Genomic DNA, 26826 nt, shown 5'->3' on the forward strand with positions numbered 1-26826 from the left:
TTCAGAGGTCATAACTGGTATGACCTCTTTATCCTGGCAAATTTTTGCCGCAGTGCAAGTGATTACGCGATTACAGCGTCAAATGTGCGAGATTGCGCTCAACCAGCGCGCTGCCCATACCCGGCACCTGCTTGAGATCGTCAAGGGTTTTGAAAGGACCATACTCTTCACGATAGCTGACGATGGCCTGCGCTTTTTTGAGACCCACGCCGTTCATTACACGAGCCAGATCTTCTGCGGACGCAGTATTGATACTGACCCGCGTACCTTCCTCTTCGGCCGCTTTCGGGCTGGCCGTCGCGTTGGCTTTACCATGACCTTGTGATGTTGCCTCCGCCTGGTTTTGTGCAGCCTGCGCTTTAGCCGCAGGTGTCGCCGCCAGCGCACCCGCACTCATCCCGGAAGTGGCAATAGCCAGTGTAATTAACAGTGCTTTGATTCCACATTTCATGCTGTTTTCTCCTTGTTTGTTGACAGCCACGCCACGATAGCCGCACGGGAAAACAGGGACAAACAGCAGATTGCAGAAATGGAAAAGGCCGCGAAAGCGGCCTTTAGTTTTTGCAGAGCGTTACGAAAATCTGCGAGCAGATACGTAATTATTGCTCCTGAGTGACCGCATCACCCAGCTTGATTTTGGCTTCTTTACGCAGGTTGCTCATCATCGCTTCGAAGGCAATCTGGGCATTGTTCTGGGTAATTCCCTGAACCATGGCCTTCTTCTGCGCCTCTGGCAGCGTACCGGCTTTCACTTCATCCAGCGCCAGAAGAACCACGTTACCCTGCATATCGGTTGTGGTGCCAAAGACAGGTTTGTCTTTCGCTGGCAGGCTCAGACCAAACGCCGCCTGGCTGACAGGATCCTGACCGGTACGGCTCAACGTTTTGGCTTCGCCAAAGCTCAGGCCAGCCGCTTTCAGCGCATCGTTCTTACCGGCTTTCAGATCGGCCAGAATTTTCTCTGCATCCAGTTTTGCCTGCTGTGCCGCTTTGTTATGTTTCACCAGCGCCACTACCTGATCTTTCACTTCCGCCAGAGGTTTCACTGCCTCGGCTTTGTGCTCGCTGACGCGCAGTACGAACGCACGGTCACCGTCAACGGTAATGATGTCTGAGTTACTGCCCGGCGTTCCGTTCTCACCTACCAGACCACCATTGAAGATGGCATCTGCAACCGGTTTGAAGTTCAGTTCTTCCGGCAGGTTTTCGTGGCTGAACCAGCCCGTCTCAACCGCTTTCACACCCGCAGCCTGCTCAGCGCCCGCCAGTGATTCGTTGTCGTTGCTTGCGGCATTGCTCACCTTCTGTTGCAGTGCATAGAAGGCGTCCAGCGCTTTCTCCTGCTTCACTTTCGCAGCGATATCATCACGAACGTCAGCCAGCGGCTTGGTTTTCGCCGCCACGACATCGTCCAGACGTGCCACCAGGAAACCAACGGAGGATTTGATCACACCAGACAGCTGACCTTTCTCTTTCAGGCCTGCATTTTTCAGCTCGTCAGGGGTAGTAGAGGCTTCCAGCCAGCCCATATCACCGCCGTTTTTGGCAGAAATAATGTCGGTGGATTTTGCTTTCGCGACGGTGGCGAAATCAGCGCCTTTGTTCAGCTCGTCCAGTACGGCTTTCGCTTCTGCTTCCGTTTTGGTCTGGATCACGCTGTAACGGTTACGCTGCGGCTGGGTGAACTGATCCTGATGCTGGTCGTAATAAGACTGGATCTCCGCGTCAGTCGCGTTTTCCTGCATCGCAGCTGCATCCAGCTTGATGTAGCTTACGCGGAACTGTTCCGGCGAGATGAAGTTGTTCTTGTTTTGCTCGTAGTAAGCATTAACTTCAGCGTCGATAACCTGCTGTTTCGCCGCCAGTGCGTTGACATCAATCGTCGCTTCGCGCACCACGCGTTGCTGCGCCACCAGGGCCGCCAGCTCTTCAGTTTCGCCTTTCAGCATGAAATCTGTGCCCACCACAGCGTTGATCAGCTGTTGCGTGGTCAACTGGTTACGCAGCGCCTGAGCGTACTGGTCAGCCGTCATACCCATCTGGTTAACAATGCTGTTGTAACGCGCGTTGTCGAATTTCCCATTCGACTGGAAAGCCTGCGTCGAGAAGATGGCTTTTTTAACCTGCTCATCGCTGATGCCCAGACCGAGGCTTTTCGCGTACTGATCCAGCAGCGCTTCGTCGATAAGGCGGTTCAGCGTCTGCTGACGCAGGTTTTTCATATAGCCTTCGTTGGCTGCAAGTTCAGAGTATTGGTCGCCCAGCTGTTGCTGCATGCGGTTACGTTCACCAGCAAAAGCGTTCTCGAACTGCCCACGGCTAATTTCCTGGCCATTCACTTTTGCGGCGTAGTTCGCGCCACCGCCGATGAGGTAACTACTCACACCGGTCAATATGAACGACACGATAATGATACCGAAAATAATCTTGAGCACGAGACTGTTAGCAGCCGTGCGTAAGCTGTCCATCATGGTGTAACAACACTCCGCTGTAGGTGACTGGTTACCTGACGCTGACGGAAAATCCTGACCGTCGCGCGTAAAGGCGTATTGTGACAAGAAAACAGGGCAATTGTCAGCCCACAACTCGCATAAACTCGCACAAATCAGGTCTGGACAAACAAAAAAGGCACATCAAACGATGCGCCCTTGTACTTTTCAGCTTCCCTGGAGCGGGAAAGCAATCAGTTTACTGCGTCTTTCAGCGCTTTACCTGCACGGAAACCCGGCACTTTAGCGGCAGCAATGGTGATCTCTTTACCGGTCTGAGGGTTGCGGCCAGTACGGGCTGCACGCTCTTTAACCGCAAAAGTACCGAAGCCTACCAGTGCAACGTCGTCCCCAGCTTGCAGAGATTCAGTAACAGAAGCAATTAAAGCATCTAAAGCACGTCCAGCTGCAGCTTTAGAAATATCAGCACCCGCAGCAATTTTGTCAATCAGTTGAGATTTATTCACTGTTCTCTTCCTCTCTTTATAATTTATATCGCACCTGAATCCTTCACAGCGCGACCGCGCAGCAGTTATATCAGTCCTGCTATGACCTTACAACACCCGTTGTTGATGGCTAACTCAATCAGCAATCTAAATTAGCTATACAAAAAAAGGCTGGCAAGTACGAAATGACTTACCAGCCTTGTTTTTATTGGCGCTCTTTGCGCGAGGTCACTATTTTGCGGTTACAACCTGCATTCCTGACGGTTCATTTTGCAGTGCGAGAGTCAGAACTTCCTCAATGCGTTTCACCGGATGGATCTGCAAGTCAGCAATAACGTTGTCCGGAATCTCTTCCAGATCGCGTTTATTTTCGTAAGGGATCAATACGGTTTTGATCCCACCGCGGTGTGCCGCCAGCAGTTTTTCTTTTAACCCGCCGATTGGCAGTACCTGACCACGCAGCGTAATTTCACCGGTCATGGCCACATCCGCACGAACCGGGTTACCTGTCAGGCAGGAAACCAGCGCCGTACACATGGCAATACCCGCGCTTGGGCCATCTTTCGGCGTCGCCCCTTCCGGAACGTGAACGTGGATGTCGCGTTTTTCGTAGAAATCCGGGTTGATACCCAGTTTTTCCGCACGCGCGCGCACCACGGTCAGCGCCGCCTGGATGGACTCCTGCATCACTTCACCCAGCGAACCGGTGTAGGTCAGCTTACCTTTGCCCGGGACACAGGCGGTTTCGATGGTCAGCAGATCGCCGCCCACTTCCGTCCATGCCAGACCGGTTACCTGACCAACGCGGTTTTCGTTGTCCGCGCGACCGTAGTCGAAGCGCTGAACGCCCAGGTACGCATGCAGGTTGTCGCCGTTAATCACGATGTGTTTCAGGCTCTTATCCAGCAGCAGTTGTTTTACCGCCTTACGGCACAGTTTCGAGATTTCGCGCTCAAGACTACGCACGCCCGCTTCACGGGTGTAGTAACGAATAATGCCGACAATGGCGCTGTCCTCAACGGTCAGCTCGTTAGCTTTCAGCGCGTTACGCTCAATCTGCTTCGGCAGCAGGTGCTGCTTAGCGATGTTCAGCTTCTCGTCTTCGGTATAGCCGGACAGACGGATCACTTCCATACGATCCAGCAGCGGCGCTGGAATGTTCATGGAGTTGGAGGTCGCGACGAACATCACATCGCTCAGGTCGTAGTCGACTTCCAGATAGTGATCGCTGAACGCGACGTTCTGCTCTGGATCAAGCACTTCCAGCAGCGCCGACGCCGGATCGCCACGCATGTCCGACGACATTTTGTCGATCTCATCGAGCAGGAACAGCGGGTTTTTGACGCCCACTTTCGCCATCTTCTGGATCAGCTTGCCCGGCATCGAACCGATATAAGTACGACGGTGGCCGCGAATTTCCGCTTCATCACGCACGCCGCCCAGCGCCATGCGGATGTATTTACGTCCGGTCGCTTTGGCAATGGACTGCCCCAGAGAAGTTTTACCTACCCCTGGCGGTCCTACCAGGCACAGGATTGGGCCTTTAATTTTGTTTACACGGCTCTGTACCGCGAGGTACTCAAGAATGCGGTCTTTCACACGTTCCAGGCCGTAGTGGTCGGTATCCAGGATCTCCTGGGCCTGACGCAGGTCTTTTTTGACCTTACTGCGGGCATTCCACGGAACCTGCACCATCCACTCGATGTAGCCACGTACAACGGTCGCTTCCGCCGACATTGGAGACATCATTTTCAGCTTCTGCAACTCAGCTTCGGCTTTCTCTTTCGCCTCTTTCGGCATCTTCGCCGCGTCGATCTTACGCTTCAGCGCTTCGTTTTCATCCGGTGCGTCGTCCATCTCGCCGAGCTCTTTCTGAATGGCTTTCATTTGCTCGTTCAGATAATACTCACGCTGCGATTTTTCCATCTGCTTTTTGACGCGGTTGCGAATGCGCTTCTCAACCTGGAGCAGATCGATCTCAGACTCCATCATCGCCATCAGGTATTCCAGACGTTCGTTAACGTCGGACATTTCCAGCACGGACTGTTTGTCAGCCAGCTTCAGCGGCATGTGTGCGGCGATGGTATCCGCCAGACGTGCAGGATCGTCGATGCTGTTCAGCGACGTCAGCACTTCAGGTGGGATTTTCTTGTTCAGCTTGATGTAGCCTTCGAACTGGCTGATCGCGGTGCGTACCAGCACTTCCTGCTCGCGCTCATCAAGTTCCGGGGAATCAAGGTACTCTGCCTTCGCAGAGAAGTGCTCGCCATCGTCTGACAGAGTGGTAATACGCGCACGCTGTAGGCCTTCCACCAGCACCTTCACGGTGCCGTCTGGCAGCTTCAGCATCTGCAAAATAGAGGCCACGGTCCCGACGGTGAAAAGATCGTTTACACCCGGCTCATCCGTTGATGCTTCCTTCTGCGCGACCAACATGATTTTTTTATCATGATCCATGGCGGCTTCGAGGCAACGGATAGATTTTTCCCGCCCTACAAATAAGGGTATGACCATGTGCGGATAAACCACCACATCGCGCAACGGCAATACGGGGATTTCAATGCGTTCAGAACGCTCAGGATTCATAGAGCTCTCTCTTAGTTTAGTGTCCGCCAGGTAAACTGGTCATGTAACTGTGCTTCACACAACCATTAACATGTAATCCAGTATATGGGGATGTTTCCCATACATTCAACGCCATGAATACGGAAAAAGTAAAGGGGAGATAAAATCCCCCCTTTTTGATTAACTGATTGTATGAAATGGTGAATTATTCGCCAGATGCCTGCTGCGCTTCCGGTTTACCGTAAATCAGTAACGGCTTGGTCTGGCCACCAATGACGGACTCATCGATCACCACTTTTTCGACGTCTTCCATGGAAGGAAGATCGTACATGGTGTCGAGCAGCGCGGCTTCCACGATAGAACGCAGGCCACGGGCACCGGTTTTACGCGCCATCGCTTTCTTGGCAATCGCGTCCAGCGCTTCGTCACGGAATTCCAGCTCAACGCCTTCCAGATTGAACAGCGCCTGATACTGCTTGGTCAGCGCATTTTTCGGCTCTTTCAGGATCTGAATCAGCGCGTCTTCGCTCAGTTCGTTCAGGGTCGCCACAACCGGCAGACGGCCGATAAATTCCGGAATCAAACCGAATTTGATCAGATCTTCCGGTTCAACCTGCGCCAGCAGCTGGCCTTCATTTGGTTTTTCAGACGTGGCTTTCACCGTTGCGCCAAAACCAATGCCGGAGCCGGTTTCCACACGGTGAGAGATCACTTTATCCAGGCCTGCAAACGCACCACCACAGATAAAAAGGATCTTGGAGGTATCAACCTGCAAGAATTCCTGCTGCGGATGTTTACGTCCACCCTGCGGTGGCACCGCCGCAACCGTACCTTCAATCAGCTTCAGCAGCGCCTGCTGCACGCCTTCGCCCGATACGTCACGGGTGATGGACGGGTTGTCTGATTTACGAGAGATTTTGTCGATCTCATCGATATAGACGATACCGCGCTGGGCTTTCTGTACGTCGTAATCGCACTTCTGGAGCAGCTTCTGGATAATATTTTCAACGTCTTCACCCACATAACCGGCTTCGGTCAGGGTGGTGGCATCCGCCATAGTGAACGGAACATCCAGCAGGCGCGCCAGCGTTTCCGCCAGCAGGGTTTTACCGGAACCGGTCGGCCCAATCAGCAGAATGTTACTTTTGCCCAGTTCTACGCCATTGCTGGTATCGCCGTTACGCAGACGTTTGTAGTGGTTGTATACCGCCACCGCCAGCACTTTTTTCGCCTGCTCCTGACCAATGACGTAGTCGTCCAGGTGGTGGCGAATCTCGTGTGGCGTTGGTAACGCGCTGCGCTCACGGTGCGGCGCGACTTCTTTAATCTCTTCGCGAATGATGTCGTTACATAAATCGACGCATTCGTCGCAGATATACACGGACGGCCCGGCAATCAGTTTACGCACTTCATGCTGGCTTTTGCCGCAAAAAGAGCAGTACAGCAGTTTGCCCGAACCATCTTTGCGTTTATCTGTCATGAGTCCAAACCTCTTTTTAAGTTCTATGTGCCGCACATGACGACGCAAATGCCATTCTCAGACGCAAGCTGCTTCCAGGCAACGTGCCGCCCTACCTTAGTATAGCGGCACACTCGCGTCGCGGGCATCAATTACGATGGGTCAAAATGGAGTCGACTAAGCCGTACTCAACTGCCTCTGGTGCAGAGAGGAAGCGATCGCGCTCGGTATCGCGCTCGATCTGCTCGAGAGGTTGACCCGTATGCTGCGCCATAAGTTCATTCATGCGCGCTTTTACTTTCAGAATTTCACGGGCGTGGATTTCAATATCCGTCGCCTGGCCCTGGTAACCACCCAGCGGCTGGTGAATCATCACGCGGGAGTTAGGCAGGCAGAAACGCTTACCTTTCGCCCCTGCGGTTAACAGGAAGGCCCCCATGGATGCCGCCTGCCCCATACAAATGGTGCTGACATCCGGCTTGATGAATTGCATGGTGTCATAAATAGACATGCCCGCCGTAATCACACCGCCCGGCGAGTTAATGTACAGGTAAATGTCTTTTTCCGGGTTTTCCGCTTCCAGGAACAGCATCTGCGCCACGATCAGGTTAGCCATATGGTCTTCCACCTGGCCGGTCAGAAAGATAACGCGTTCCTTGAGCAGACGGGAATAGATATCGAAAGAACGCTCACCGCGTGAGGTCTGTTCAATAACCATTGGCACCAGCGCCATATGGGGTGCAAAGTTATCTCGTTCGCCACTGTATGACATTTCCGTCTCCTGGTTCAAAATTGAAAACACCTGCTGTACTGATTGTAACCTTATGGACGGATTATCAGCCAGTCTCAATCATCGTCATTACATACTAATGGGGGTCGCCACGCCCTATTTCAAGCATAACAACGTTTTGTTGTAACGCTAACACTGAAAGGGCGTTTTAGCACCCTTCCAGGACTAAAGCTGTGATAAAAAAAACCCGTCGCCGGAGGGCAACGGGTTTTTTGTTCAAACTTTAAACCGTTGGGGCGAAATTACGCCTGCTGGTTCATCAGTTCGGTGAAAGAGGTCTCTTTTTCGGTTACTTTCGCTTTCGCCAGTACCGCTTCAACAGCCTGCTCTTCCAGTGCGACGTTGCGCATGTTGTCCATCAGCTCTTTGTTCTTACCGTAGAACTCGATCACTTCTGATGGATCTTCGTATGCAGAAGCCATCTCTTCGATCAGGCCTTTCACACGCTCTTCGTCAGCTTTCAGCTCGTGGGTACGAATCACTTCGCCCAGCAGCAGGCCAACAACAACGCGGCGTTTCGCTTGCTCTTCAAACAGCTCGCGTGGCAGTTCCATCGCTTGCTGCTGGTTGCCACCGAAACGCTGTGCAGCCTGACGGCGCAGAACGTCGATTTCGCTGTCGATCAGGGCCGCTGGAACGTCGATGTCGTTCGCTTTCACCAGACCTTCAATCGCCTGAGACTTCACGCGGTTACGTACAGCGCCGTTCAGCTCGCGTTCCATGTTTTTACGCACTTCGGCACGCAGGCCCGCAACTGAACCATCTTCCACGCCGAAACGCTTGATGAATTCTTCAGTCAGTTCTGGCAGTTCGCGCTCTTCCACTTTCTTCAGGTTGATGACGAACTTCGCTGCTTTACCTTTCAGGTTTTCAGCGTGGTACTCTTCAGGGAAGGTCACGTCGATGGTGAACTCTTCGCCCGCTTTGTGGCCTTTGATACCGTCTTCGAAGCCTGGGATCATACGACCCTGGCCCATCGCCAGTACGAAATCAGACGCTTTACCGCCTTCGAACTCTTCGCCGTCTACTGAACCGGTGAAGTCGATGGTTACGCGGTCTTCCGCGTCAACAGCGCCTTCTTTCTCTTTCCAGTTCGCCTGCTGCTTACGCAGGGTATCCAGCATGCCGTCAACGTCTTCATCGGTCACGGAAACGATCGGTTTTTCAACTTCGATTGATTCCAGACCTTTCAGCTCAACTTCCGGATACACTTCGAACTCTACAGAGTAGGTGAAGTCTTCGCCCTGCTTGTATTCGCCCGGCACGTAGTTCGGTGCGCCAGCTGGATTGATTTTTTCTTTGATGATCGCGTCGATAAAGTTGCGGCTCATCAGTTCACCCAGCACATCCTGACGCACGGAAGCGCCATAACGCTGAGCAACAACATTCATTGGTACTTTGCCCTTGCGGAAGCCGTCAATACGTACTTTTTTTGCTACGTTGACCAGCTCGCTTTTCACAGCAGTTTCGATGCTGTCAGCAGCGATAGTAATCGTTACACGGCGGCCAAGGCCTTGAGTGGTTTCAACTGAAACTTGCATCTTGTTACCTCAAAAAAATCACAGTGCTCGGTCAACTCTGAATCTGTCTGTTATACCGGGATGCTCTCTTATGTGCAGATTCACATTCCCTGTCGCCAGAATCATCCCGAAGACATTCAATAAGACGCGGCATTATAGCGGCATCACTTAGGTGAGTCGAGAACGGTTGGAGCATGTTGCTGCGGCTTTTTTCACACTTTAAGGCTATTTTTAGCCTTAAAAACGCGCCATCCGCTCAAAACTCAGACAAAACAAAACGGCCCGAAGGCCGTTTTGACGAAATCTGTAAGCAACATACTGGAAAAACTCCGGCGGTTGCAAATCCGATTTATCAGGCGATGGTGCCTGCACCCCGACAAGGCGGTGATGCGAATACCGTATCCTGTAGCCCTTCCCATTCCTTAATGGTGTAGGTATGCAGCGCCAGCGCATGTACGGTTGTGGAGAGTTCATCCGTCAAGGTGCTGTAGATCAAGCGGTGTCGGTTCAGGAAACGTTCTCCCGTGAAGCGATCGCTGACCAGAACCACTTTGAAGTGGCTTTCAGAACCTGCCGGCACGTTATGACGATAGCTTTCGTCGACAACTTCGAGAAACACAGGGTTGAACGCTGCCCTTAATTTTTCTTCTATCTGTTCACGTATCATCATGAAATCACTCCTCCGACAACGCTAAGATGTCACCCATCCCTTTAAATATTAGCCGCTTTTACCGGTTCCATTACACCTTGACAACAAATATTTAGCTTTCGTCTGATTTTCTCATCCAAACGAATGAAGTTCACTATGAGGTTCATACGTTTTGTCACTTACAGGCAAAGAAAAGCGGAAAGCTGGTCAGTTTTCAGACAAGGCGATGAATTTACATGCGTTGACCACTTCCCCTGGCCGTTGGCGATGTTATGATGGCGGCAATTTTTCTCTCTTTGCTTACGATTCGTTGAGAACCCGAAAATGTTAAAAAAAATCTTCTTTCCGTTGGTAGCACTCTTTATGCTCGCCGGTTGCGCGACCCCGCCGACGACCATTGACGTTTCACCAAAAATTACCCTGCCTCAGCAGGATCCAAGCCTGATGGGCGTCACGGTCAGCATTAACGGCGCCGATCAGCGTCAGGACCAGGCGCTGGCGAAAGTGACACGCGACAACCAGCAGGTGACGCTGACCGCCTCCCGCGACCTGCGCTTCCTGTTGCAGGAAGTACTCGAGAAACAGATGACCTCCCGTGGCTACATGATTGGCCCAAGCGGCGCGGTTGACCTGCAAATCATCGTGAACAACCTGTACGCTGACGTCTCCCAGGGTAACGTTCGCTACAACATTGCGACCAAAGCCGATATCGCCATCATCGCTACCGCGAAGAACGGCAACAAAATGAACAAAAACTACCGTGCAAGCTATTCCGTTGAAGGCGCATTCCAGGCCTCCAACAAAAATATCGCTGACGCGGTTAATAGCGTGCTGACGGATACCATTGCCGACATGGCACAGGACACCAGCATTCACGACTTCATCAAGCAGAACGCCCGTTAATCCTGCTGACTGACCCGGTGCTTCACCGGGTCAGTTCATAAGAACATGTCCAGTCACTACTTACGCATTTTCCAGCAACCGAAATCAGCGATTCTGCTGATCCTTGGCTTTGCCTCCGGTTTACCGCTCGCGCTCACCTCCGGCACGTTACAGGCGTGGATGACGGTCGAGAATATCGATCTTAAAACCATTGGTTTCTTTTCGCTCGTCGGTCAGGCCTACGTCTTTAAATTTCTGTGGTCGCCGGTGATGGACCGCTATACCCCGCCGTTCCTCGGGCGGCGGCGTGGCTGGTTAGTGATGACGCAGGTGCTGCTGTTGCTGGCCATTGCCGCAATGGGTTTCCTTGAGCCGTCAACACAGCTGCGCTGGATGGCCGCGCTTGCGGTGGTCATCGCCTTCTGTTCCGCTTCGCAGGACATTGTTTTTGACGCCTGGAAAACGGACGTTTTGCCAGCAGAAGAGCGGGGTGCCGGTGCGGCAATCAGCGTGCTTGGCTACCGCCTGGGTATGCTGGTTTCCGGCGGGCTGGCACTGTGGCTTGCCGACCGCTATCTCGGCTGGCAGGGAATGTACTGGCTGATGGCCGCTCTGCTGATCCCCTGCATTATTGCCACGCTATTCGCGCCTGAACCGAGCGATGTGATTCCGGTCCCCCGCTCGCTGGAGCAGGCCGTCGCCGCGCCGCTCCGCGACTTCTTTGGTCGCAATAATGCCTGGCTGATCCTGCTGCTGATTGTCCTTTATAAGCTCGGCGATGCTTTCGCCATGAGTCTGACCACCACCTTCCTCATTCGTGGCGTCGGGTTTGACGCAGGGGAAGTCGGCGTGGTGAATAAAACGCTGGGGCTGTTTGCCACAATCGTCGGCGCGCTGTACGGCGGCGTATTAATGCAGCGCCTGACGCTGTTCCGCGCTCTGCTGATCTTCGGCATCCTTCAGGGCGCATCGAATGCCGGTTACTGGCTGCTGTCGATTACCGACAAGCACATGATCAGCATGGCGACGGCGGTATTCTTTGAAAACCTGTGTGGCGGTATGGGCACCGCAGCATTTGTTGCCCTGCTGATGACGCTGTGCAATAAGTCATTTTCCGCCACCCAGTTTGCGCTGCTCTCTGCTCTTTCCGCCGTCGGGCGCGTATACGTTGGCCCTGTCGCAGGCTGGTTTGTTGAGGCCCACGGCTGGCCGACATTTTATCTCTTCTCGGTGGTTGCGGCCGTGCCGGGGATTTTATTGCTGCTGGTCTGTCGCCAGACGCTGGAATATACCCAGCGAACGGAACACTTCATGCCGCGCACGGAATATCAGGCCGCCTATCGGTTTTCCCTGCGCCTGCTGATGGCAGGGTGTCTTGCTCTGGTAGTGTGGCTCGCGGTACTCATCATGAATGCGACCACCACCTTGTCGCTTCCTTTTGAAACGCTGCTGCTTGATGCAGGCGTGTTTCTCGCCGTGGTCGGGATCCTGACCGGTGGGATGCTGGATTTCATGTCATTGCGAAAAACGCAGATGACATGAAGTAAAAAACGAAAGGTTATTTCCCGTTGTAATAACGACCCGAAATTATAACGGCGAAATAACCGCCATCGGCAAAAAAAAATATTTGTTGTTTTGTGCGGCATAGCATTCGGAAATTATTGGAGCTTATTTCGCTACGCTATTTTTCATTAAACGATTCAGCATTCGAAAGATTGAATTTTCGTTTTTTAGTTGTCTTTTTATTGATAATTAATTGTTAATTATTTGTGTATTTTCTGCAATGGTTATACCAATTGTCCCTTTTGCGGTATGCTGGGGCACCCTTTCGTTATAACGCCCACTCCGTGCGGCTTCCGTCTGGAAACGCGACATAATTTGCAACACTTGTGACATGTGCGGCAGAACCCGGTAACACCTTCCTGACACAGGGCTAATGATGTTTACAGTAATGTAACCTTCCCGTAAAATGCCCCCACACTTTAAACGCCACCAGACTCCCGTGGAATTGAGGTCGTTAAATGAGACTCAGGAAATACAATAAAAGTTTGGGATGGTTGTCATTATTCGCAGGCACTGTATTACTCAGTGGCTGCGATTCTGCACTACTAGACCCCAAAGGACAGATTGGACTGGAACAACGTTCATTGATACTGACGGCTTTTGGCCTGATGTTGATTGTGGTTATTCCTGCCATCTTGATGGCTGTTGGTTTCGCCTGGAAGTATCGTGCGAGCAATAAAGATGCGAAGTATAGCCCTAACTGGTCACACTCCAATAAAGTGGAAGCTGTGGTCTGGACGGTACCTATTCTGATCATCCTGTTCCTTGCCGTACTGACCTGGAAAACCACTCACGCACTTGAGCCAAGCAAACCGCTGGTTCACGATGAAAAACCGATTACCATTGAAGTGGTCTCCATGGACTGGAAATGGTTCTTCATCTATCCAGAACAGGGCATTGCTACCGTGAATGAAATCGCCTTCCCGGCGAACACTCCGGTTCAGTTCAAAGTGACCTCCAACTCCGTAATGAACTCCTTCTTCATCCCACGTCTGGGCAGCCAGATTTACGCGATGGCCGGTATGCAGACTAACCTGCACCTGATCGCGAATGAAGCAGGCACCTACGACGGTATCTCCGCCAGCTATAGTGGCCCGGGCTTCTCGGGTATGAAGTTCAAAGCTATCGCTACGCCAGACCGCGCGACTTTCGACCAGTGGGTTGCAAAAGCGAAGCAGTCTCCAAACACCATGTCTGACATGGCGGCGTTCGAAAAAGTGGCTGCACCTAGCGAATATAACAAGGTGGAGTACTTCTCTAACGTGAAACCGAATCTGTTCAAAGATGTTATTGGCAAATTTATGGATCACGGCATGAGCATGGACATGACCCAGCCTGAAGGCGAGCACAACACGCACCAGGGTATGGAAGGCATGGACATGAGCCACGCGGAAACCGCTCACTAAGGGGCCGAGGAAGAAAATGTTCGGAAAATTGACATTGGATGCGGTGCCGTACCATGAACCCATTATCATGGTTACGATTGCTGCAATTATCATTGGTGGCGCGGCCTTAGTTGGCCTCATCACTTACTTCGGTAAGTGGAGCTACCTGTGGAACGAGTGGCTGACTTCGGTTGACCACAAAAAACTCGGCATCATGTACTGCATCGTCGGTATCGTCATGTTAATTCGTGGCTTTGCGGATGCGATCATGATGCGTAGCCAGCAGGCGCTCGCTTCTGCGGGTGAAGCAGGCTTCCTGCCACCGCACCACTACGATCAGATCTTTACCGCCCACGGCGTTATCATGATCTTCTTCGTGGCGATGCCGCTGGTTATCGGTCTGATGAACGTAGTCGTTCCGCTGCAAATCGGCGCGCGCGACGTGGCGTTCCCGTTCCTGAACAACCTGAGCTTCTGGTTCACCGTTGTCGGCGTTATCCTGGTTAACCTGTCACTGGGTGTGGGTGAATTTGCCCAGACCGGCTGGCTGGCCTACCCGCCGCTGTCGGGAATTGAGTACAGCCCGGGCGTAGGTGTTGATTACTGGATTTGGGCGCTTCAGCTCTCCGGTGTCGGTACCACCCTGACCGGTATCAACTTCTTCGTGACCATCCTGAAGATGCGTGCTCCTGGTATGACGATGTTCAAGATGCCGGTATTTACCTGGGCATCTCTGTGCGCCAACGTACTGATTATCGCGTCGTTCCCAATTCTGACCGTCACCATCGCGCTGCTGACCCTGGATCGCTATCTGGGTACCCATTTCTTCACGAATGATATGGGTGGCAACATGATGATGTACATCAACCTGATTTGGGCCTGGGGTCACCCGGAAGTGTACATCCTGGTTCTGCCGGTGTTCGGTGTGTTCTCCGAAATCGCGGCAACCTTCTCGCGTAAACGTCTGTTTGGTTACACCTCTCTGGTGTGGGCAACCGTGTGTATTACCGTTCTGTCGTTCATCGTCTGGCTGCACCACTTCTTCACCATGGGTGCGGGCGCGAACGTAAACGCCTTCTTCGGTATTACCACCATGATTATCGCGATCCCGACCGGGGTTAAGATCTTCAACTGGCTGTTCACCATGTACCAGGGCCGTATCCAGTTCCACTCCGCCATGCTGTGGACTATCGGCTTCATCGTGACCTTCTCCGTAGGTGGGATGACCGGCGTACTGCTGGCGGTACCGGGTGCTGACTTTGTTCTGCACAACAGTCTGTTCCTGATTGCGCACTTCCATAACGTGATCATCGGCGGCGTCGTCTTCGGCTGCTTCGCTGGCGTGACCTACTGGTGGCCAAAAGCGTTCGGCTTCACCCTGAACGAAAAATGGGGTAAACGCGCGTTCTGGTTCTGGATCATCGGCTTCTTCGTGGCGTTTATGCCGCTGTACGTGCTGGGCTTCATGGGGATGACCCGTCGTCTGAGCCAGCAGATCGATCCGCAGTTCCACCCAATGCTGATGATTGCAGCGGGCGGCGCAGCGCTGATTGCCTGCGGTATTCTGTGCCAGCTGATTCAGTACTACGTGTCTATCCGTGACCGTAACCTGAACCGTGACCTGACCGGTGACCCGTGGGGTGGCCGTACGCTGGAGTGGTCTACCTCTTCTCCACCTCCGTTCTATAACTTTGCCGTCGTGCCGCACATTCATGAGCGTGATGCGTTCTGGGAAATGAAAGAAAAAGGTGAAGCGTACAAGCAACCTGAACATTACGAAGAGATCCATATGCCGAAAAACAGCGGTGCGGGCATCGTGATTGCCGCCTTCGCAACGGTATTTGGTTTCGCAATGATCTGGCACATCTGGTGGATGGCGATTGTTGGCTTCGCTGGCATCGTAATCAGCTGGATTGTGAAGAGCTTTGACGAGGACGTGGACTACTACGTACCAGTCCGTGAAGTTGAAAAGCTGGAAAACCAGCATTTTGACGAGATTTCTAAAGCGGGGCTGAAAAATGGCAACTGATACTCTGGCGCACTCGACTGCCCACGCGCATGAACATGCGCACCATGATACAGGACCGACGAAAGTCTTCGGTTTCTGGATCTACCTGATGAGCGACTGCATCCTGTTCTGCTGTCTGTTCGCAACCTATGCCGTTCTGGTGAACGGCACAGCGGGCGGCCCGACCGGTAAGGACATTTTTGAACTGCCGTTCGTTCTGGTTGAAACCGCACTGCTGTTATTCAGCTCCATCACCTACGGCATGGCGGCTATCGCCATGTACAAAAACAACAAGAGCCAGGTTGTCTCCTGGCTGGCGTTGACCTGGCTGTTTGGTGCTGGCTTTATCGGGATGGAAATCTATGAATTCCATCACCTGATCATGGAAGGCTTCGGCCCGGATCGTAGCGGCTTCCTGTCAGCGTTCTTCGCGCTGGTAGGTACCCACGGTCTGCACGTGACCTCGGGTCTGATCTGGATGGCAGTGCTGATGTTCCAGATCTCCCGTCGCGGCCTGACCAGTACTAACCGTACCCGTATCATGTGCCTGAGCCTGTTCTGGCACTTCCTGGACGTGGTATGGATCTGTGTGTTCTCTGTTGTCTATCTGATGGGGGCGATGTAATGAGTCATTCTAACGATCATGGCGCTTCCCACGGCAGCGTAAAAACCTATATGACAGGTTTCATCCTGTCGATCATTCTGACGGTGATCCCGTTCTGGATGGTGATGAACGGTTCTGCATCCAAGCCGGTTATCCTGGGCGCAATCCTGGTGACCGCGGTGATTCAGATTCTGGTGCATCTGGTTTGCTTCCTGCACATGAACACCAAGTCCGATGAAGGCTGGAACATGACGGCCTTTATCTTTACCGTGATTATCATCGCTATCCTGGTAGTCGGTTCCATCTGGATTATGTGGAACCTTAACTACAACATGATGGTTCACTAAGAGCGGCGAGTATGTTTAAGCAATACCTGCAAGTCACGAAACCAGGCATCATCTTTGGCAACCTGATCTCCGTAATCGGAGGGTTCCTGCTGGCCTCTAAAGGCAGCATTGATTACGCCCTCTTTATTTACACGCTGGTCGGTGTGTCACTGGTGGTTGCGTCCGGTTGTGTATTTAACAACTACATCGACATGGATATCGACAAGAAGATGGAAAGGACCAAAAATCGGGTGCTGGTTAAAGGCCTGATTGCCCCTTCCGTCTCGCTGGTGTACGCCACCTTGCTGGGTATTGCTGGCTTTATGCTGCTGTGGTTTGGTGCTAACCCGTTGGCCTGCTGGCTGGGGGTGATGGGGTTCGTGGTGTATGTGGGCGTCTACAGCCTGTATATGAAACGTCACTCCGTCTACGGCACGCTGATTGGTTCTCTCTCCGGCGCTGCGCCGCCGGTGATTGGCTACTGCGCCGTCACGAACGAGTTCGACAGCGGTGCGCTCATCCTGCTGGCTATCTTTAGCCTGTGGCAGATGCCGCACTCCTACGCCATCGCGATTTTCCGCTTTAAGGATTATCAGGCGGCGAACATTCCGGTTCTGCCGGTCGTGAAAGGCATTTCAGTTGCCAAAAACCACATCACGCTGTACATCATCGCTTTTGCTGTGGCAACGCTGATGCTCTCTCTGGGCGGTTACGCCGGATATAAATATCTGGTGGTAGCAGCCGCGGTGAGCGTCTGGTGGCTCGGCATGGCTCTGCGCGGTTACAAAGTGGAAGATGACAAAGTCTGGGCACGTAAGCTGTTTGTGTTCTCAATTGTCGCCATCACCTCTCTGTCCGTGATGATGTCCGTCGACTTCATGGTGCCAGATTCACAAAACCTGCTGACTTACGTCTGGTAAGCTGGCTGAAGTGAAAACGCCGGGTTTAGCCCGGCGTTTTTTTTTGGTGCGGCGTCACCCCTTTCTTCAACAGTATATTGCCGTATTTCGCGGTCTCCCCCGTCACCACAATGGCGTACGCTTTCTGTGCCCGCGCATAAAACGCATACCGATCGATACGCGTAATCCCCTCCCCTTCCGCCTCACCGAAGAGTGCGTGGCGATAGCGCGCTTCCACCCGTATATCAAGCGTATCCCCGTCGACAGGGGCCATCATCACCAGCGGTGGCGCATAGCTGTCGAGTTCAAACAGCGGGATCACCGCCGCCAGCAAATCGCTGACGAGCAGGCCATCTGCGCGGATCACCTTTGGCCCCAGGCTGTGCGCGGGAAAGTGCGCATCTGCAAAAATAATCTCGTCACCATGGCCCATTTCTGCCAGCGTTTTCAGCAGCTCGGGTGAAATCAGTGGGGATATCGTTTTAAGCACGGGTTTGCTCCTCAGGATAGAAATAACGGTAACGATAGTGGACCCGATCGCGAGCAGCCTCAGCGCTGGCCGTTTCTCCGACGCCCCACCATCCGTATAAAGACGCCCCCAGCACGGTCGTATCAGCGTCTTCAAGCACCTTCACCGGGATCCCAAGCGCATTGGCCTTAAGCTGGTTCCACAGCCTGTTGCGGCTCCCTCCCCCCACCAGCAGGAGTTCACGCGCCTTAAACTGCGCAATCGCCTCCAGCGCCAGGAGGTTTTCTTGCAGATGCACCGTGAGTCCTTCCAGGGCTGCGCGGTAAAAATGCGCTGGCGTGGTGTTGAGCGTCACGCCCTGCCAGCCCGCGAGCGGAGAATCGAGCAGTTGGGTATTCATCGTGACGCCATCCGCGCCGTGCGGGATCGCCGCCGCCTGAGTCAGAATGGTGTCCCAGTCGGCATCAGGCGACCAGAACAGCGCGCGGATCCACTCCAGCACGCCAGACGCCAGATATTGCAGTCCCGGATTATAAAGCCCCGTCCGGCTATCCAGTTCGCAGGTTGCGCCCGGGTATTGCACCAGCGAAGCGGTATTAACCTGCGAGGTGCGCGCCATCAAAATCTCCCAGGTTCCCGACGAGAGAACCGGCTCATTAACCCCCGCACCGGCACCAAAAAGGGCGAACTGCGTGTCGTGCCCGGCGGAGATCACCGGCACGCCGCAGGGCAATCCGAGCCTGGATGCCGCGTCGGGCTGCAATTCACCCATCATTTCGCCGGGGGAAACCAGCGGCGGGAAAAGGAAATGAGGGACGCCTGTCTTGCTTAAGATCGTTTCGCTGAAGCGCCGCTGATGGAGATCGAACATCTGGCTGGTACCGGCCATCGTGAGATCGGTCGTCATCTTTCCGGTCAGGCGATGGTTGATAAGCGAGGAGATAAAAAGCCAGGCGTGAGCACGCTGTAACAGTTCGGGATGGTTGTCCTGAAGCCAACGTAACTTATACAACGTGTTAAAACTAAACTGGCCAACGCCGGTGATCTGCTGTAGCTCAGCCGGAGAGCACGAACGGGCAACCGCCTCCATCACCGGCACGGTGCGGGGGCATTTCCAGCTAATGATCGGGTAAAGCAGCGCTCCACGCTCATCCACCAGCGCGCCATCCACGCCAAAGGTCGTCACACTCATTCCGCACAGGTCATGCTCGCTCAGCACTGCGCTGATTTTCTGACAACAGACGGCAAAACGTTGCATGATGGCGTCGAGCGACCACTGGTGCCAGGCCGGATTTTCAGCGGCGCTCTCGCTTTCATTTGCCACCGCGGCGCGCGCCACAATATTCCCTTCGGGATCCAGCGCAATGGCGCGCACATTAGTCGCGCCACAATCGAGAACCAGAAAACATTTTTTCATCGCGGTCCCCACAGGCTGCCAGCCCGCCAGAGCAGGCTGGCAGGCCGGCTTAATGTTTGTATAACGGTCCGTAATTTTCACAGGCGCGGTAATCCTGCCCTTCTGGATCCATACCGTGAGCGCCCCAGGCCGTCGGCCGATAAATCAGCGCCTCCGGCACGTTATGCATGCACACAGGGATGCGCAGCATGGACGCCAGGGTGATGAAATCAGCCCCGACGTGCCCGACGGTTAATACCCCGTGGTTAGCGCCCCAGTTCGCCATCACTGAATAGACGTCGCTGAACGGGCCTTTCCCGGTCAGGCGTGGGGCAAACCAGGTGGTCGGCCAGGTTGAATCGGTGCGCTGATTCAGAATGTCATGCACCTGTTCCGGCAACTCAACGCTCCAGCCTTCCGCTATCTGTAATACCGGCCCCACACCCTTGATGAGGTTTACGCGGGTCATGGTAAATGGCACGCCACCCCGGGTGAGGAAGTTTGATGAGAAACCGCCCCCGCGGAAGTATTCATGCACCGCCGGACACCAGTGGGTTGCGGCCAGGCACGCGCTGGCTTCCTGCTCAGTAATGTCCCAGTGCGGTTTCAGGGTCGGTTTTCCCTCTGCGTCTTTCTGCTCCGCGGTACCGTCCAGCGCCGCAGAGCCGGAGTTGATCAGATGAATAATGCCGTGTTCAGCCCGTCCAGTGAGCTTCTGGCCGGTCACACGCTCCACCGACTCCGGCGACCAGTAGGTGCGTACATCAGCAAATATCTGCGCGGTACCGGTCATCAGGTGCCCAAACAGCATCGCTACCCCGTTCAGGCTGTCATTTTCCGTCGCCACCACGAACGGCTGGCGAATTCCGTTCCAGTCGAAGGAGCTGTTCAGCAGCGCTTCTGCGGTATCGCCATTCGGATAGTGATCCGTCCAGTGGCGCTGCCCCTGGAAGCCGGACGCAATGGCGTTATAGCCCAGCGATTCCTCCACGCGGCCCATCGCAGCAAGTTTGGGGTTGCCCTGCATCATGTCGCGAATGCACATCGCCATCAGCAGGCTTTCCCGCAAAATCGCGGCATTTTCCTGTTCATTGCGGCGATACTGCGCCGCGTTTTTATCCTCGCCGAAACGGAAATGTGCTTGCGCCCAGTCCAGGGCCAGCTCAAGTTCTTGTTCGTCGTAAATCTTATGATCGATGCGGCGGCGCAGTTCGGTCATATCCACCGCCTGCACCTTCATCCCCAGCCAGGATTCAAAGAAGTTGTGATCGACAATCGAGCCAGCGATCCCCATCGAGACGCCGCCCACCGACAGATAACTTTTCCCCTTCATGCTGGCGACCGCCAGGCCCGCCCGGGCAAAGCGCAACAGTTTTTCCTCAACGTCTGCCGGGATGGCCTCATCGCCCGCATCCTGTACATCGTGGCCGTAAATGGAAAACGCCGGGATCCCTTTCTGATTATGCGCCGCCAGCGCCGCCGCAAGGTATACCGCCCCCGGACGCTCGGTGCCGTTAAAGCCCCAGATCGCTTTCGGGCGCAGCGGATCCATATCTATGGTTTCACTCCCGTAACACCAGCAGGGGGTGACGGTGATCGTCAGACCCACGTGGCACGTGCTGAACTTCTCTTCACACGCGGCAGACTCCGCCATTCCGGCAATACAGCTATCAGCAATCACGCACTCGACGGGCGTACCGCAGGGGTGGCGTAATTTTTCACTGAGTAGCGCCGCCGTGGCTTTCGCCATGTTCATGGTCTGCTCTTCCAGAGACTCGCGTACCCCCATTCGGCGGCCATCAATAACAGGTCGAATGCCAATCCGGGGTAACGCTTTTATCGTTTTCATAGCCCTTCCTCACGTTGGTTAACCTATCCGTCTCAGGGGGCATCGCCGTGAAAAAGCGCCCGGGCAGCACCGTGAACGGAAAGCGGTGAAATTTGCTAACTCGAATTAGCTTAGGGTTCACTCTAAAAATGAGACAAGGTAAATGTGCAGGATCTGTGAGCAAATTCACGATGAGAGGTCAAAATTCGATCAGCGTCAGGTATTACGATTCAGCAAAATTAAAATATATTTTTTAAATTCAATCAAATAACAAAATACCTTTGCACGACGTCACAATTTGAATACAAATGATTTGGCTAAATTATGACCCTAAAATAGCTTTTAAGGACGAAAGCTAAGTCGAGTTAGCTTATTAACCACATCACTGTGCCTTGTGATTCATTGCCTTTCCAACACAGGAATTTTGCAATGTCAGAGACTCTTATTCAGATGACGCGCATCACCAAACGCTTTCCCGGCGTGCTGGCGCTGAATCAGGTTGATTTCGATTTACGCCGCGGCGAAGTTCATGCCCTGTTAGGTGAAAATGGTGCCGGAAAATCGACGCTAATGAAAATATTGTCCGGTGTTTACCAGCCCGATGCCGGTGAAATTCGCTTTGAAGGGCAATCCATATCATTCAGCGATCCGCTAAGTGCTCAGCACGCAGGTATTACGATTATCCATCAGGAATTTAATCTCTTTCCCGATTTAACCGTGGAAGAAAATATCTTTATTGGCCGTGAGTTCTGCAAAAATAGTCGCTGGCAGTTAGATAAACGCGCCCAGCGACAGGCAGTTGAGAAAATACTGCACACGCTGAATTTAAAAATCGCCCCTGACACCCGCGTCAGTGAATTAACCGTAGCCCAGCAGCAGATGGTGGAAATTGCCAAAGCGATTTCGGTTAATGCCAAAGTGCTGATCATGGATGAACCCACAGCCGCCCTGACTGAAAGTGAAATTGAGAGTCTGTTTGACGTCACGCGGATGCTCAAGGCTCAGGGCACGGGGATTGTCTATATTTCGCACCGTCTGGAAGAGCTGGCGCTGATCGCCGATCGCGCCACCGTCATGCGCGACGGACAATACATCGCCACCGTGGATTACGAAACGGTCCAGATTGGCGAGCTTATCGCCATGATGGTTGGCCGCAATCTCGATAACATCTACCCAAAACGCCCGCCGCCTCAGCGTAGAGAAAAAGTGCTGGAGGTGAACGGCCTGTCGCGTAACGGCGTACTGCATGACATCACCTTCACCCTCTGGCGCGGTGAGATCCTCGGCCTCGCTGGCTTAATGGGCTCAGGCCGAACGGAACTGGGCCGTGCCCTGTTCGGTGCCGATGCGATCGACGGCGGTACCCTGACGCTGAACGGTATCCCCACCCGAATTAAAGACGTGGCTGACGCCATTGAAAAAGGCATCAGCTATTTAACAGAAGACCGCAAAAAAGAGGGACTCGCCCTCGGCCTTTCCGTTGAGATGAACATTATGCTCGGCAATTATCCGGACTACGCCGGTGCCGCGGGTCATGTCAACGAAAAACGCTGCCGGGAGGCCAGCCAGAAACTGGTGGATGCACTGCGAATAAAAACGCCGCATCTGGAACAGGCGGCACTGAATTTAAGCGGCGGTAATCAACAGAAGATCATTATTGCCCGCTGGGTCTGTAAAGACACCGATATTTTAATTTTTGATGAGCCAACCCGGGGAATTGATGTCGGCGCCAGGCGGGAAATTTATGAATTAATGAACCGCCTTGTCGCGAAAGGTAAATCGATCATCATGATTTCATCCGAACTGCCGGAAGTATTAGGAATGTGCGACCGCATACTCGTGATGCGCAGCGGCCGCATAGCCGGTGAAATAGAGGCTGAGCACGCCACCCAGGAAAAAATCATGCAATACGCCACGCTGGAGGATTAATCATGCCCGTTACCGTTCCATCGCCGCAAAGCGGAAACCCTACGATGAAAATAAATAAAGCGCTCCTGATGCGTCTGGCGCCCCTTTTAAGTCTGGTGCTGCTGGTTCTGTTTTTCAGCTTCAGCTCACCGTTCTTCTTTAATACTGAAAATATCATGACTATCGCCCTGCAAACGGCGGTGATTGGCATCATGGCCATTGGCGTGACCTTTGTGATTATTACCGCCGGGATCGACCTGTCACTCGGATCGGTGGTGGCGTTCTCCGGTGTTGCCGTTGGCATAACCGCCGGGTTTGGTATGCCGCTGCCGGTCTGTATTCTGGCGGGCGTGCTGGCCGGTGGCGTATGCGGGTATGTGAACGCCTTTCTGGTCACCAAAATGACCATTCCACCGTTTATTGCCACCCTCGGCCTGATGATGTCGGTACGCGGCATCAATATGGTGATGACCGATGGCCGCGCGATCTATTTTTCTGACTACCCACAGTTCAAGCTGCTGGCGCAGGGTCGCCTGTTCGACATTCTGCCTTATCCGGTGTTCTACCTGGTCATCGTGGCGCTGATCGCCATGTGGATCCTGAAGAAAACGGTGATGGGCCGCTATATCTACGCAGTCGGCAGCAATGAAACGGCGGCACATCTTTCCGGGATCAACGTCCAGCGCGTGAAAATTTTCGTTTACGCCTTCTGCGGTCTGTTAACCGGCGTGGCCGGGGTGATCCTCGCCTCTCGTCTCAACTCCGGCCAGCCAACCGTAGGCGTGGGTTATGAGCTGGAAGCTATTGCGGCGGTCGTGATCGGCGGGACCAGTCTGATGGGCGGCGTGGGCACCATTGGCGGCACCATCATAGGCGCGTTCATTATGAGCGTGCTGAAGAACGGCCTCAATCTCATGGGCGTGTCCCAGTTCTGGCAGATGGTGGCAATGGGCGTGGTCGTCGTTGCCGCCGTCTACCTGGACACGTTACGTAAAAGAATGCGTTAGGTTCTCGATACAACAAGCCCTGCCAACCCTACAACGGAGCAAAATAATGAAAACCAGCCATATCCTGAGCGCCCTGTCGCTCGTTGCCATCCTGTCCAGCAGCGCGCTGGCCAAAGATTTAAACCTGCCGGTGGTCAGTAAAGGTTACCAGCACGAATTCTGGCAGACGGTCAAAATGGGGACGGAAGCTGCCGCAAAAGAGTTAGGTGATAAAACCAGCTACGTTGGCCCTGCCGATGAAACGCAAATCGCCGAGCAGATCCAGCTAGTCGAAAACACCATGGCACAAAAGCCAAACGGCCTGTTGCTGGCTGCCCTTGATGCAAACGCCCTTGCCCCGCTGGTGGAAACCGCCAACAGCCGGGGGATCAAAGTGGTGACCTTCGACTCAGGCGTGAACTCCGATATCCCGGCCAGCTTTGTCGCCACCAATAACCGTAAGGCGGGCGCACAGGCGGCGGATGCGCTGGCGGAGCAGGTTGGCCAGAAGGGGAAAGTGGGTATTATCGCCCACGTAGCGGGGACGACGTCAGCCATTGAGCGCTCCGAAGGGTTCAGCGAGCGGATGAAAGAGAAGTACCCGAATATTCAGGTTCTGCCAGTGCAATACAGCGATGGCGACCCGCAAAAAGCGATGGATAAAACCATTGATATGGTTCAGGCCAACCCGGATATCGCCGGTATTTATGCCACCAATGAAGGCTCAACCCTGGGCGTTGCGAACGCTATCGACAGCCAGAATCTGAAGGGCAAAGTGAAAGTCATCGGTTTTGACAGCACTGAAGCCATCATTAACTTCCTCAAAAACGGCGTGATTCAGGGCTTCGTGGTGCAGGATGCGTACCAGATTGGTTATCAGGGCATAAAAGCGCTGAACGCGGTAATTTCCGGACAAACGGTAGCGAAAGAAATTGATATTCCAGTGAAATATGTCAATGCGCAGAATATCAACACCCCTGAAATTGATAAACTGTTACATCCATTTGGTAAAAAATAAGGATGTTCATGATGCGTGACGGCTATTTTCTCGGGGTCGATGTGGGTTCAGCCAGCGTGCGTGCAGGGCTTTACTCTGCGCAAGGCGCGCGGTTGAGCTTCGCGACTCGTCCGATTTCGCAGTTTCACGCCAGCAACGCGCGGGTGGAACAATCCTCTGCGGAGATCTGGCAGCAGGTTTGCGCGGTGGTGCGGGAAGCCGTCGCCTCCTCTGGGATCTCACCCGACGCCATTCGTTCGATTGGCTTCGACGCTACGTGCTCACTGGTCGCGCTGGATGCGGACGGTAACGGCCTGAGTGTCTCCCCGGACAGCCCGGCCTCGCAGGACATCATTATGTGGATGGATCATCGTGCTCGCGAAGAGACCGTTCGCATCAATGCCACACGCGACCCGGCCCTGTGCTACGTGGGCGGCGAGGTGAGTATTGAGATGGAACTGCCCAAACTGCTGTGGTTGCAGCGGCACCATCCTGACACCTGGGATCGGGCCTGGCGTTTTTTCGACCTGGCCGATTTTCTGGTCTGGAAAGCGACGGGCCAGGACGCCGCCAGCCTGTGCACCCTCACCTGTAAATGGAACTACCTTGCGCATGAGGCGCGGTTCAGCGAGTCGCTGCTCAGGGATGTGGGGCTGGAAACCTTACTGACAAAAATTCCCGATACTATTCTGGACGTTGCTGAATGCGTCGGGAAACTCAGCCCGCAGGCAGCGCAAGCGCTGGGTTTGCACGAAGAAGTGGTGGTGGCAAGCGGCATGATCGATGCCCACGCGGGTGGCGTAGCGCTGACTGGATCCCATCCGGAAGGCACGCTGGCGCTCATCAGCGGGACCTCGAACTGCCACATGCTCGCAAGTCAGACGGAGATCCACACGCCCGGCGTCTGGGGGCCTTACTGGAGCGCCATGCTGCCGGGCTACTGGCTGACGGAGGGCGGGCAAAGTGCCGCCGGGGCGCTGGTGGACTGGACGTTGCGCGAGCACGGCGCCAGTGCAGACCTGTTTGCCAAAGCAGAAGCGGCACAACGTCATCCGGTGGCGCTGCTCAACGACTGGGTAGCCGCACTAGAGCAGGAAGAGAAGTATCCCACCCGCAACCTGCACATTCTGGCCGATCACCACGGCAACCGTTCGCCGCGTTCGCGTCCGGATGCGCGGGGCAGCGTGGTCGGCCTGACATTAGAAACCGGTGAACGCGCGCTGGCGAGGCTCTATCTGGCCACGCTACAGGCCATCGCCTATGGCACGCGACACATTATGGATACCCTGAAACACCACGGGCACAGCTTGTCGCGCATTGTCATTTGTGGCGGAGCCACCCATAACCGGCTCTGGCTGCGGGAGTATGCCGATGCCACGGGCTGCGATATCCATCTTTTAGCCGAAGAAGATGCCGTCACCCTCGGCGCGGCCATTTGTGGCGCTGTGGCGAGCGGTGCATGGGCAACGCTGACCGACGCTACCCGTGAAATGGTTAAAGCTGGCGACATCATCACCCGTCGTCCGGAAACCGCAGCCTTCCACCGGCAAAAATATGAGGCGTACCTGATGCTGTGGACCCAGCAGCAGTCGCTTAATATCCTGATGCAGCAGGAAATGTAATGGCAGGATGCATATGCTTTATCAGCAGTTTTTTA

Annotated in this window: 22 protein-coding genes; 11 read left to right on the top strand and 11 right to left on the bottom strand. The window is 54.0% G+C overall.

The window, feature by feature from the left end:
- Positions 1-70 precede the first annotated feature (70 nt).
- The 8 genes from BH712_RS09030 to bolA form a co-directional block, all read right to left on the bottom strand.
- Positions 71-451: a helix-hairpin-helix domain-containing protein gene (locus BH712_RS09030; protein ID WP_006809876.1), complete on the bottom strand. Its 381-nt coding sequence runs from the start codon at positions 449-451 to the stop codon at positions 71-73.
- Between the two features lie 148 nt (positions 452-599).
- A complete protein-coding gene (ppiD, locus tag BH712_RS09035) occupies positions 600-2471 on the bottom strand; it encodes a peptidylprolyl isomerase (RefSeq protein WP_006809877.1) in 1872 nt (623 codons plus the stop codon).
- Between the two features lie 212 nt (positions 2472-2683).
- Positions 2684-2956, bottom strand: a complete 273-nt coding sequence (gene hupB, locus BH712_RS09040; protein WP_002444653.1) for a nucleoid-associated protein HU-beta — start codon at positions 2954-2956, stop codon at positions 2684-2686.
- Between the two features lie 210 nt (positions 2957-3166).
- The gene (gene lon, locus BH712_RS09045) at positions 3167-5521 is read right to left on the bottom strand and encodes an endopeptidase La (RefSeq protein ID WP_006809878.1); all 2355 of its coding nucleotides are present in this window, start codon (positions 5519-5521) and stop codon (positions 3167-3169) included.
- Between the two features lie 184 nt (positions 5522-5705).
- The gene (gene clpX / locus BH712_RS09050) at positions 5706-6980 is read right to left on the bottom strand and encodes an ATP-dependent protease ATP-binding subunit ClpX (protein ID WP_006809879.1); all 1275 of its coding nucleotides are present in this window, start codon (positions 6978-6980) and stop codon (positions 5706-5708) included.
- 127 nt (positions 6981-7107) lie between these two features.
- Positions 7108-7731, bottom strand: a complete 624-nt coding sequence (clpP, locus tag BH712_RS09055; RefSeq protein WP_006809880.1) for an ATP-dependent Clp endopeptidase proteolytic subunit ClpP — start codon at positions 7729-7731, stop codon at positions 7108-7110.
- 260 nt (positions 7732-7991) lie between these two features.
- Positions 7992-9290: a trigger factor gene (tig, locus tag BH712_RS09060; protein ID WP_006809881.1), complete on the bottom strand. Its 1299-nt coding sequence runs from the start codon at positions 9288-9290 to the stop codon at positions 7992-7994.
- A gap of 331 nt (positions 9291-9621) precedes the next feature.
- Positions 9622-9939: a transcriptional regulator BolA gene (gene bolA / locus BH712_RS09065; RefSeq protein ID WP_006809882.1), complete on the bottom strand. Its 318-nt coding sequence runs from the start codon at positions 9937-9939 to the stop codon at positions 9622-9624.
- Between the two features lie 303 nt (positions 9940-10242).
- On the opposite strand from bolA, the gene BH712_RS09075 reads away from it, so the two are divergent.
- The 7 genes from BH712_RS09075 (at position 10243) to cyoE (ending at position 17606) form a co-directional block, all read left to right on the top strand.
- Positions 10243-10821 (top strand): lipoprotein, encoded by a 579-nt coding sequence (locus BH712_RS09075; protein ID WP_006809883.1) that lies wholly within the window; start codon positions 10243-10245, stop codon positions 10819-10821.
- 45 nt (positions 10822-10866) lie between these two features.
- Complete coding sequence (ampG, locus tag BH712_RS09080) at positions 10867-12342, top strand: muropeptide MFS transporter AmpG (RefSeq protein ID WP_006809884.1); 1476 nt, start codon at positions 10867-10869, stop codon at positions 12340-12342.
- Between the two features lie 479 nt (positions 12343-12821).
- The gene (gene cyoA / locus BH712_RS09090; RefSeq protein WP_006809886.1) at positions 12822-13769 is read left to right on the top strand and encodes a cytochrome o ubiquinol oxidase subunit II; all 948 of its coding nucleotides are present in this window, start codon (positions 12822-12824) and stop codon (positions 13767-13769) included.
- Positions 13770-13785: 16 nt separating this feature from the next.
- A complete protein-coding gene (gene cyoB / locus BH712_RS09095; RefSeq protein WP_006809887.1) occupies positions 13786-15777 on the top strand; it encodes a cytochrome o ubiquinol oxidase subunit I in 1992 nt (663 codons plus the stop codon).
- Complete coding sequence (locus tag BH712_RS09100) at positions 15767-16381, top strand: cytochrome o ubiquinol oxidase subunit III (protein WP_003859057.1); 615 nt, start codon at positions 15767-15769, stop codon at positions 16379-16381. The genes cyoB and BH712_RS09100 overlap by 11 nt, the downstream gene beginning before the upstream one ends.
- A complete protein-coding gene (locus BH712_RS09105) occupies positions 16381-16707 on the top strand; it encodes a cytochrome o ubiquinol oxidase subunit IV (RefSeq protein WP_006809888.1) in 327 nt (108 codons plus the stop codon). The genes BH712_RS09100 and BH712_RS09105 overlap by 1 nt, the downstream gene beginning before the upstream one ends.
- 11 nt (positions 16708-16718) lie before the next feature.
- Positions 16719-17606, top strand: coding sequence for a heme o synthase (cyoE, locus tag BH712_RS09110; protein WP_006809889.1), 888 nt, complete (start codon positions 16719-16721; stop codon positions 17604-17606).
- A gap of 25 nt (positions 17607-17631) precedes the next feature.
- Here the strand turns inward: cyoE and fucU are convergent, their stop codons facing one another.
- From fucU to fucI, 3 genes are read right to left on the bottom strand one after another with little or no spacing between them, the layout of a single operon-like run.
- Positions 17632-18075, bottom strand: a complete 444-nt coding sequence (fucU, locus tag BH712_RS09115; protein WP_006809890.1) for an L-fucose mutarotase — start codon at positions 18073-18075, stop codon at positions 17632-17634.
- Positions 18068-19471, bottom strand: a complete 1404-nt coding sequence (gene fucK, locus BH712_RS09120) for an L-fuculokinase (protein WP_032673776.1) — start codon at positions 19469-19471, stop codon at positions 18068-18070. Before fucK ends, fucU begins: the two co-directional genes overlap by 8 nt.
- 49 nt (positions 19472-19520) lie before the next feature.
- Positions 19521-21299 (bottom strand): L-fucose isomerase, encoded by a 1779-nt coding sequence (fucI, locus tag BH712_RS09125; RefSeq protein ID WP_006809892.1) that lies wholly within the window; start codon positions 21297-21299, stop codon positions 19521-19523.
- A 408-nt stretch (positions 21300-21707) separates the two neighbouring features.
- On the opposite strand from fucI, the gene BH712_RS09130 reads away from it, so the two are divergent.
- From BH712_RS09130 to BH712_RS09145, 4 genes are read left to right on the top strand one after another with little or no spacing between them, the layout of a single operon-like run.
- Positions 21708-23207, top strand: coding sequence for a sugar ABC transporter ATP-binding protein (locus BH712_RS09130; protein WP_006809893.1), 1500 nt, complete (start codon positions 21708-21710; stop codon positions 23205-23207).
- 2 nt (positions 23208-23209) lie between these two features.
- Positions 23210-24193, top strand: coding sequence for an ABC transporter permease (locus BH712_RS09135; RefSeq protein WP_032673627.1), 984 nt, complete (start codon positions 23210-23212; stop codon positions 24191-24193).
- Between the two features lie 46 nt (positions 24194-24239).
- Positions 24240-25190, top strand: a complete 951-nt coding sequence (locus BH712_RS09140) for an ABC transporter substrate-binding protein (RefSeq protein ID WP_000858088.1) — start codon at positions 24240-24242, stop codon at positions 25188-25190.
- An 11-nt stretch (positions 25191-25201) separates the two neighbouring features.
- Positions 25202-26791, top strand: coding sequence for an FGGY-family carbohydrate kinase (locus BH712_RS09145; RefSeq protein WP_032673628.1), 1590 nt, complete (start codon positions 25202-25204; stop codon positions 26789-26791).
- Positions 26792-26826 lie beyond the last annotated feature (35 nt).

This window comes from Enterobacter hormaechei ATCC 49162 (genome assembly GCF_001875655.1).
GTDB classification, from domain to species: Bacteria; Pseudomonadota; Gammaproteobacteria; order Enterobacterales; family Enterobacteriaceae; genus Enterobacter; species Enterobacter hormaechei.

Excerpts from the sequence above, each read along its gene's own strand:
- BH712_RS09030 (WP_006809876.1), bottom strand. The coding sequence starts at position 451 with ATGAAATGTGGAATCAAAGCACTGTTAATTACACTGGCTATTGCCACT.
- ppiD (WP_006809877.1), bottom strand. The coding sequence starts at position 2,471 with ATGATGGACAGCTTACGCACGGCTGCTAACAGTCTCGTGCTCAAGATT.
- lon (WP_006809878.1), bottom strand. The coding sequence starts at position 5,521 with ATGAATCCTGAGCGTTCTGAACGCATTGAAATCCCCGTATTGCCGTTG.
- clpX (WP_006809879.1), bottom strand. The coding sequence starts at position 6,980 with ATGACAGATAAACGCAAAGATGGTTCGGGCAAACTGCTGTACTGCTCT.
- clpP (WP_006809880.1), bottom strand. The coding sequence starts at position 7,731 with ATGTCATACAGTGGCGAACGAGATAACTTTGCACCCCATATGGCGCTG.
- tig (WP_006809881.1), bottom strand. The coding sequence starts at position 9,290 with ATGCAAGTTTCAGTTGAAACCACTCAAGGCCTTGGCCGCCGTGTAACG.
- bolA (WP_006809882.1), bottom strand. The coding sequence starts at position 9,939 with ATGATGATACGTGAACAGATAGAAGAAAAATTAAGGGCAGCGTTCAAC.
- BH712_RS09075 (WP_006809883.1), top strand. The coding sequence starts at position 10,243 with ATGTTAAAAAAAATCTTCTTTCCGTTGGTAGCACTCTTTATGCTCGCC.
- ampG (WP_006809884.1), top strand. The coding sequence starts at position 10,867 with ATGTCCAGTCACTACTTACGCATTTTCCAGCAACCGAAATCAGCGATT.
- cyoA (WP_006809886.1), top strand. The coding sequence starts at position 12,822 with ATGAGACTCAGGAAATACAATAAAAGTTTGGGATGGTTGTCATTATTC.
- cyoB (WP_006809887.1), top strand. The coding sequence starts at position 13,786 with ATGTTCGGAAAATTGACATTGGATGCGGTGCCGTACCATGAACCCATT.
- BH712_RS09100 (WP_003859057.1), top strand. The coding sequence starts at position 15,767 with ATGGCAACTGATACTCTGGCGCACTCGACTGCCCACGCGCATGAACAT.
- BH712_RS09105 (WP_006809888.1), top strand. The coding sequence starts at position 16,381 with ATGAGTCATTCTAACGATCATGGCGCTTCCCACGGCAGCGTAAAAACC.
- cyoE (WP_006809889.1), top strand. The coding sequence starts at position 16,719 with ATGTTTAAGCAATACCTGCAAGTCACGAAACCAGGCATCATCTTTGGC.
- fucK (WP_032673776.1), bottom strand. The coding sequence starts at position 19,471 with ATGAAAAAATGTTTTCTGGTTCTCGATTGTGGCGCGACTAATGTGCGC.
- fucI (WP_006809892.1), bottom strand. The coding sequence starts at position 21,299 with ATGAAAACGATAAAAGCGTTACCCCGGATTGGCATTCGACCTGTTATT.
- BH712_RS09130 (WP_006809893.1), top strand. The coding sequence starts at position 21,708 with ATGTCAGAGACTCTTATTCAGATGACGCGCATCACCAAACGCTTTCCC.
- BH712_RS09135 (WP_032673627.1), top strand. The coding sequence starts at position 23,210 with ATGCCCGTTACCGTTCCATCGCCGCAAAGCGGAAACCCTACGATGAAA.
- BH712_RS09140 (WP_000858088.1), top strand. The coding sequence starts at position 24,240 with ATGAAAACCAGCCATATCCTGAGCGCCCTGTCGCTCGTTGCCATCCTG.
- BH712_RS09145 (WP_032673628.1), top strand. The coding sequence starts at position 25,202 with ATGCGTGACGGCTATTTTCTCGGGGTCGATGTGGGTTCAGCCAGCGTG.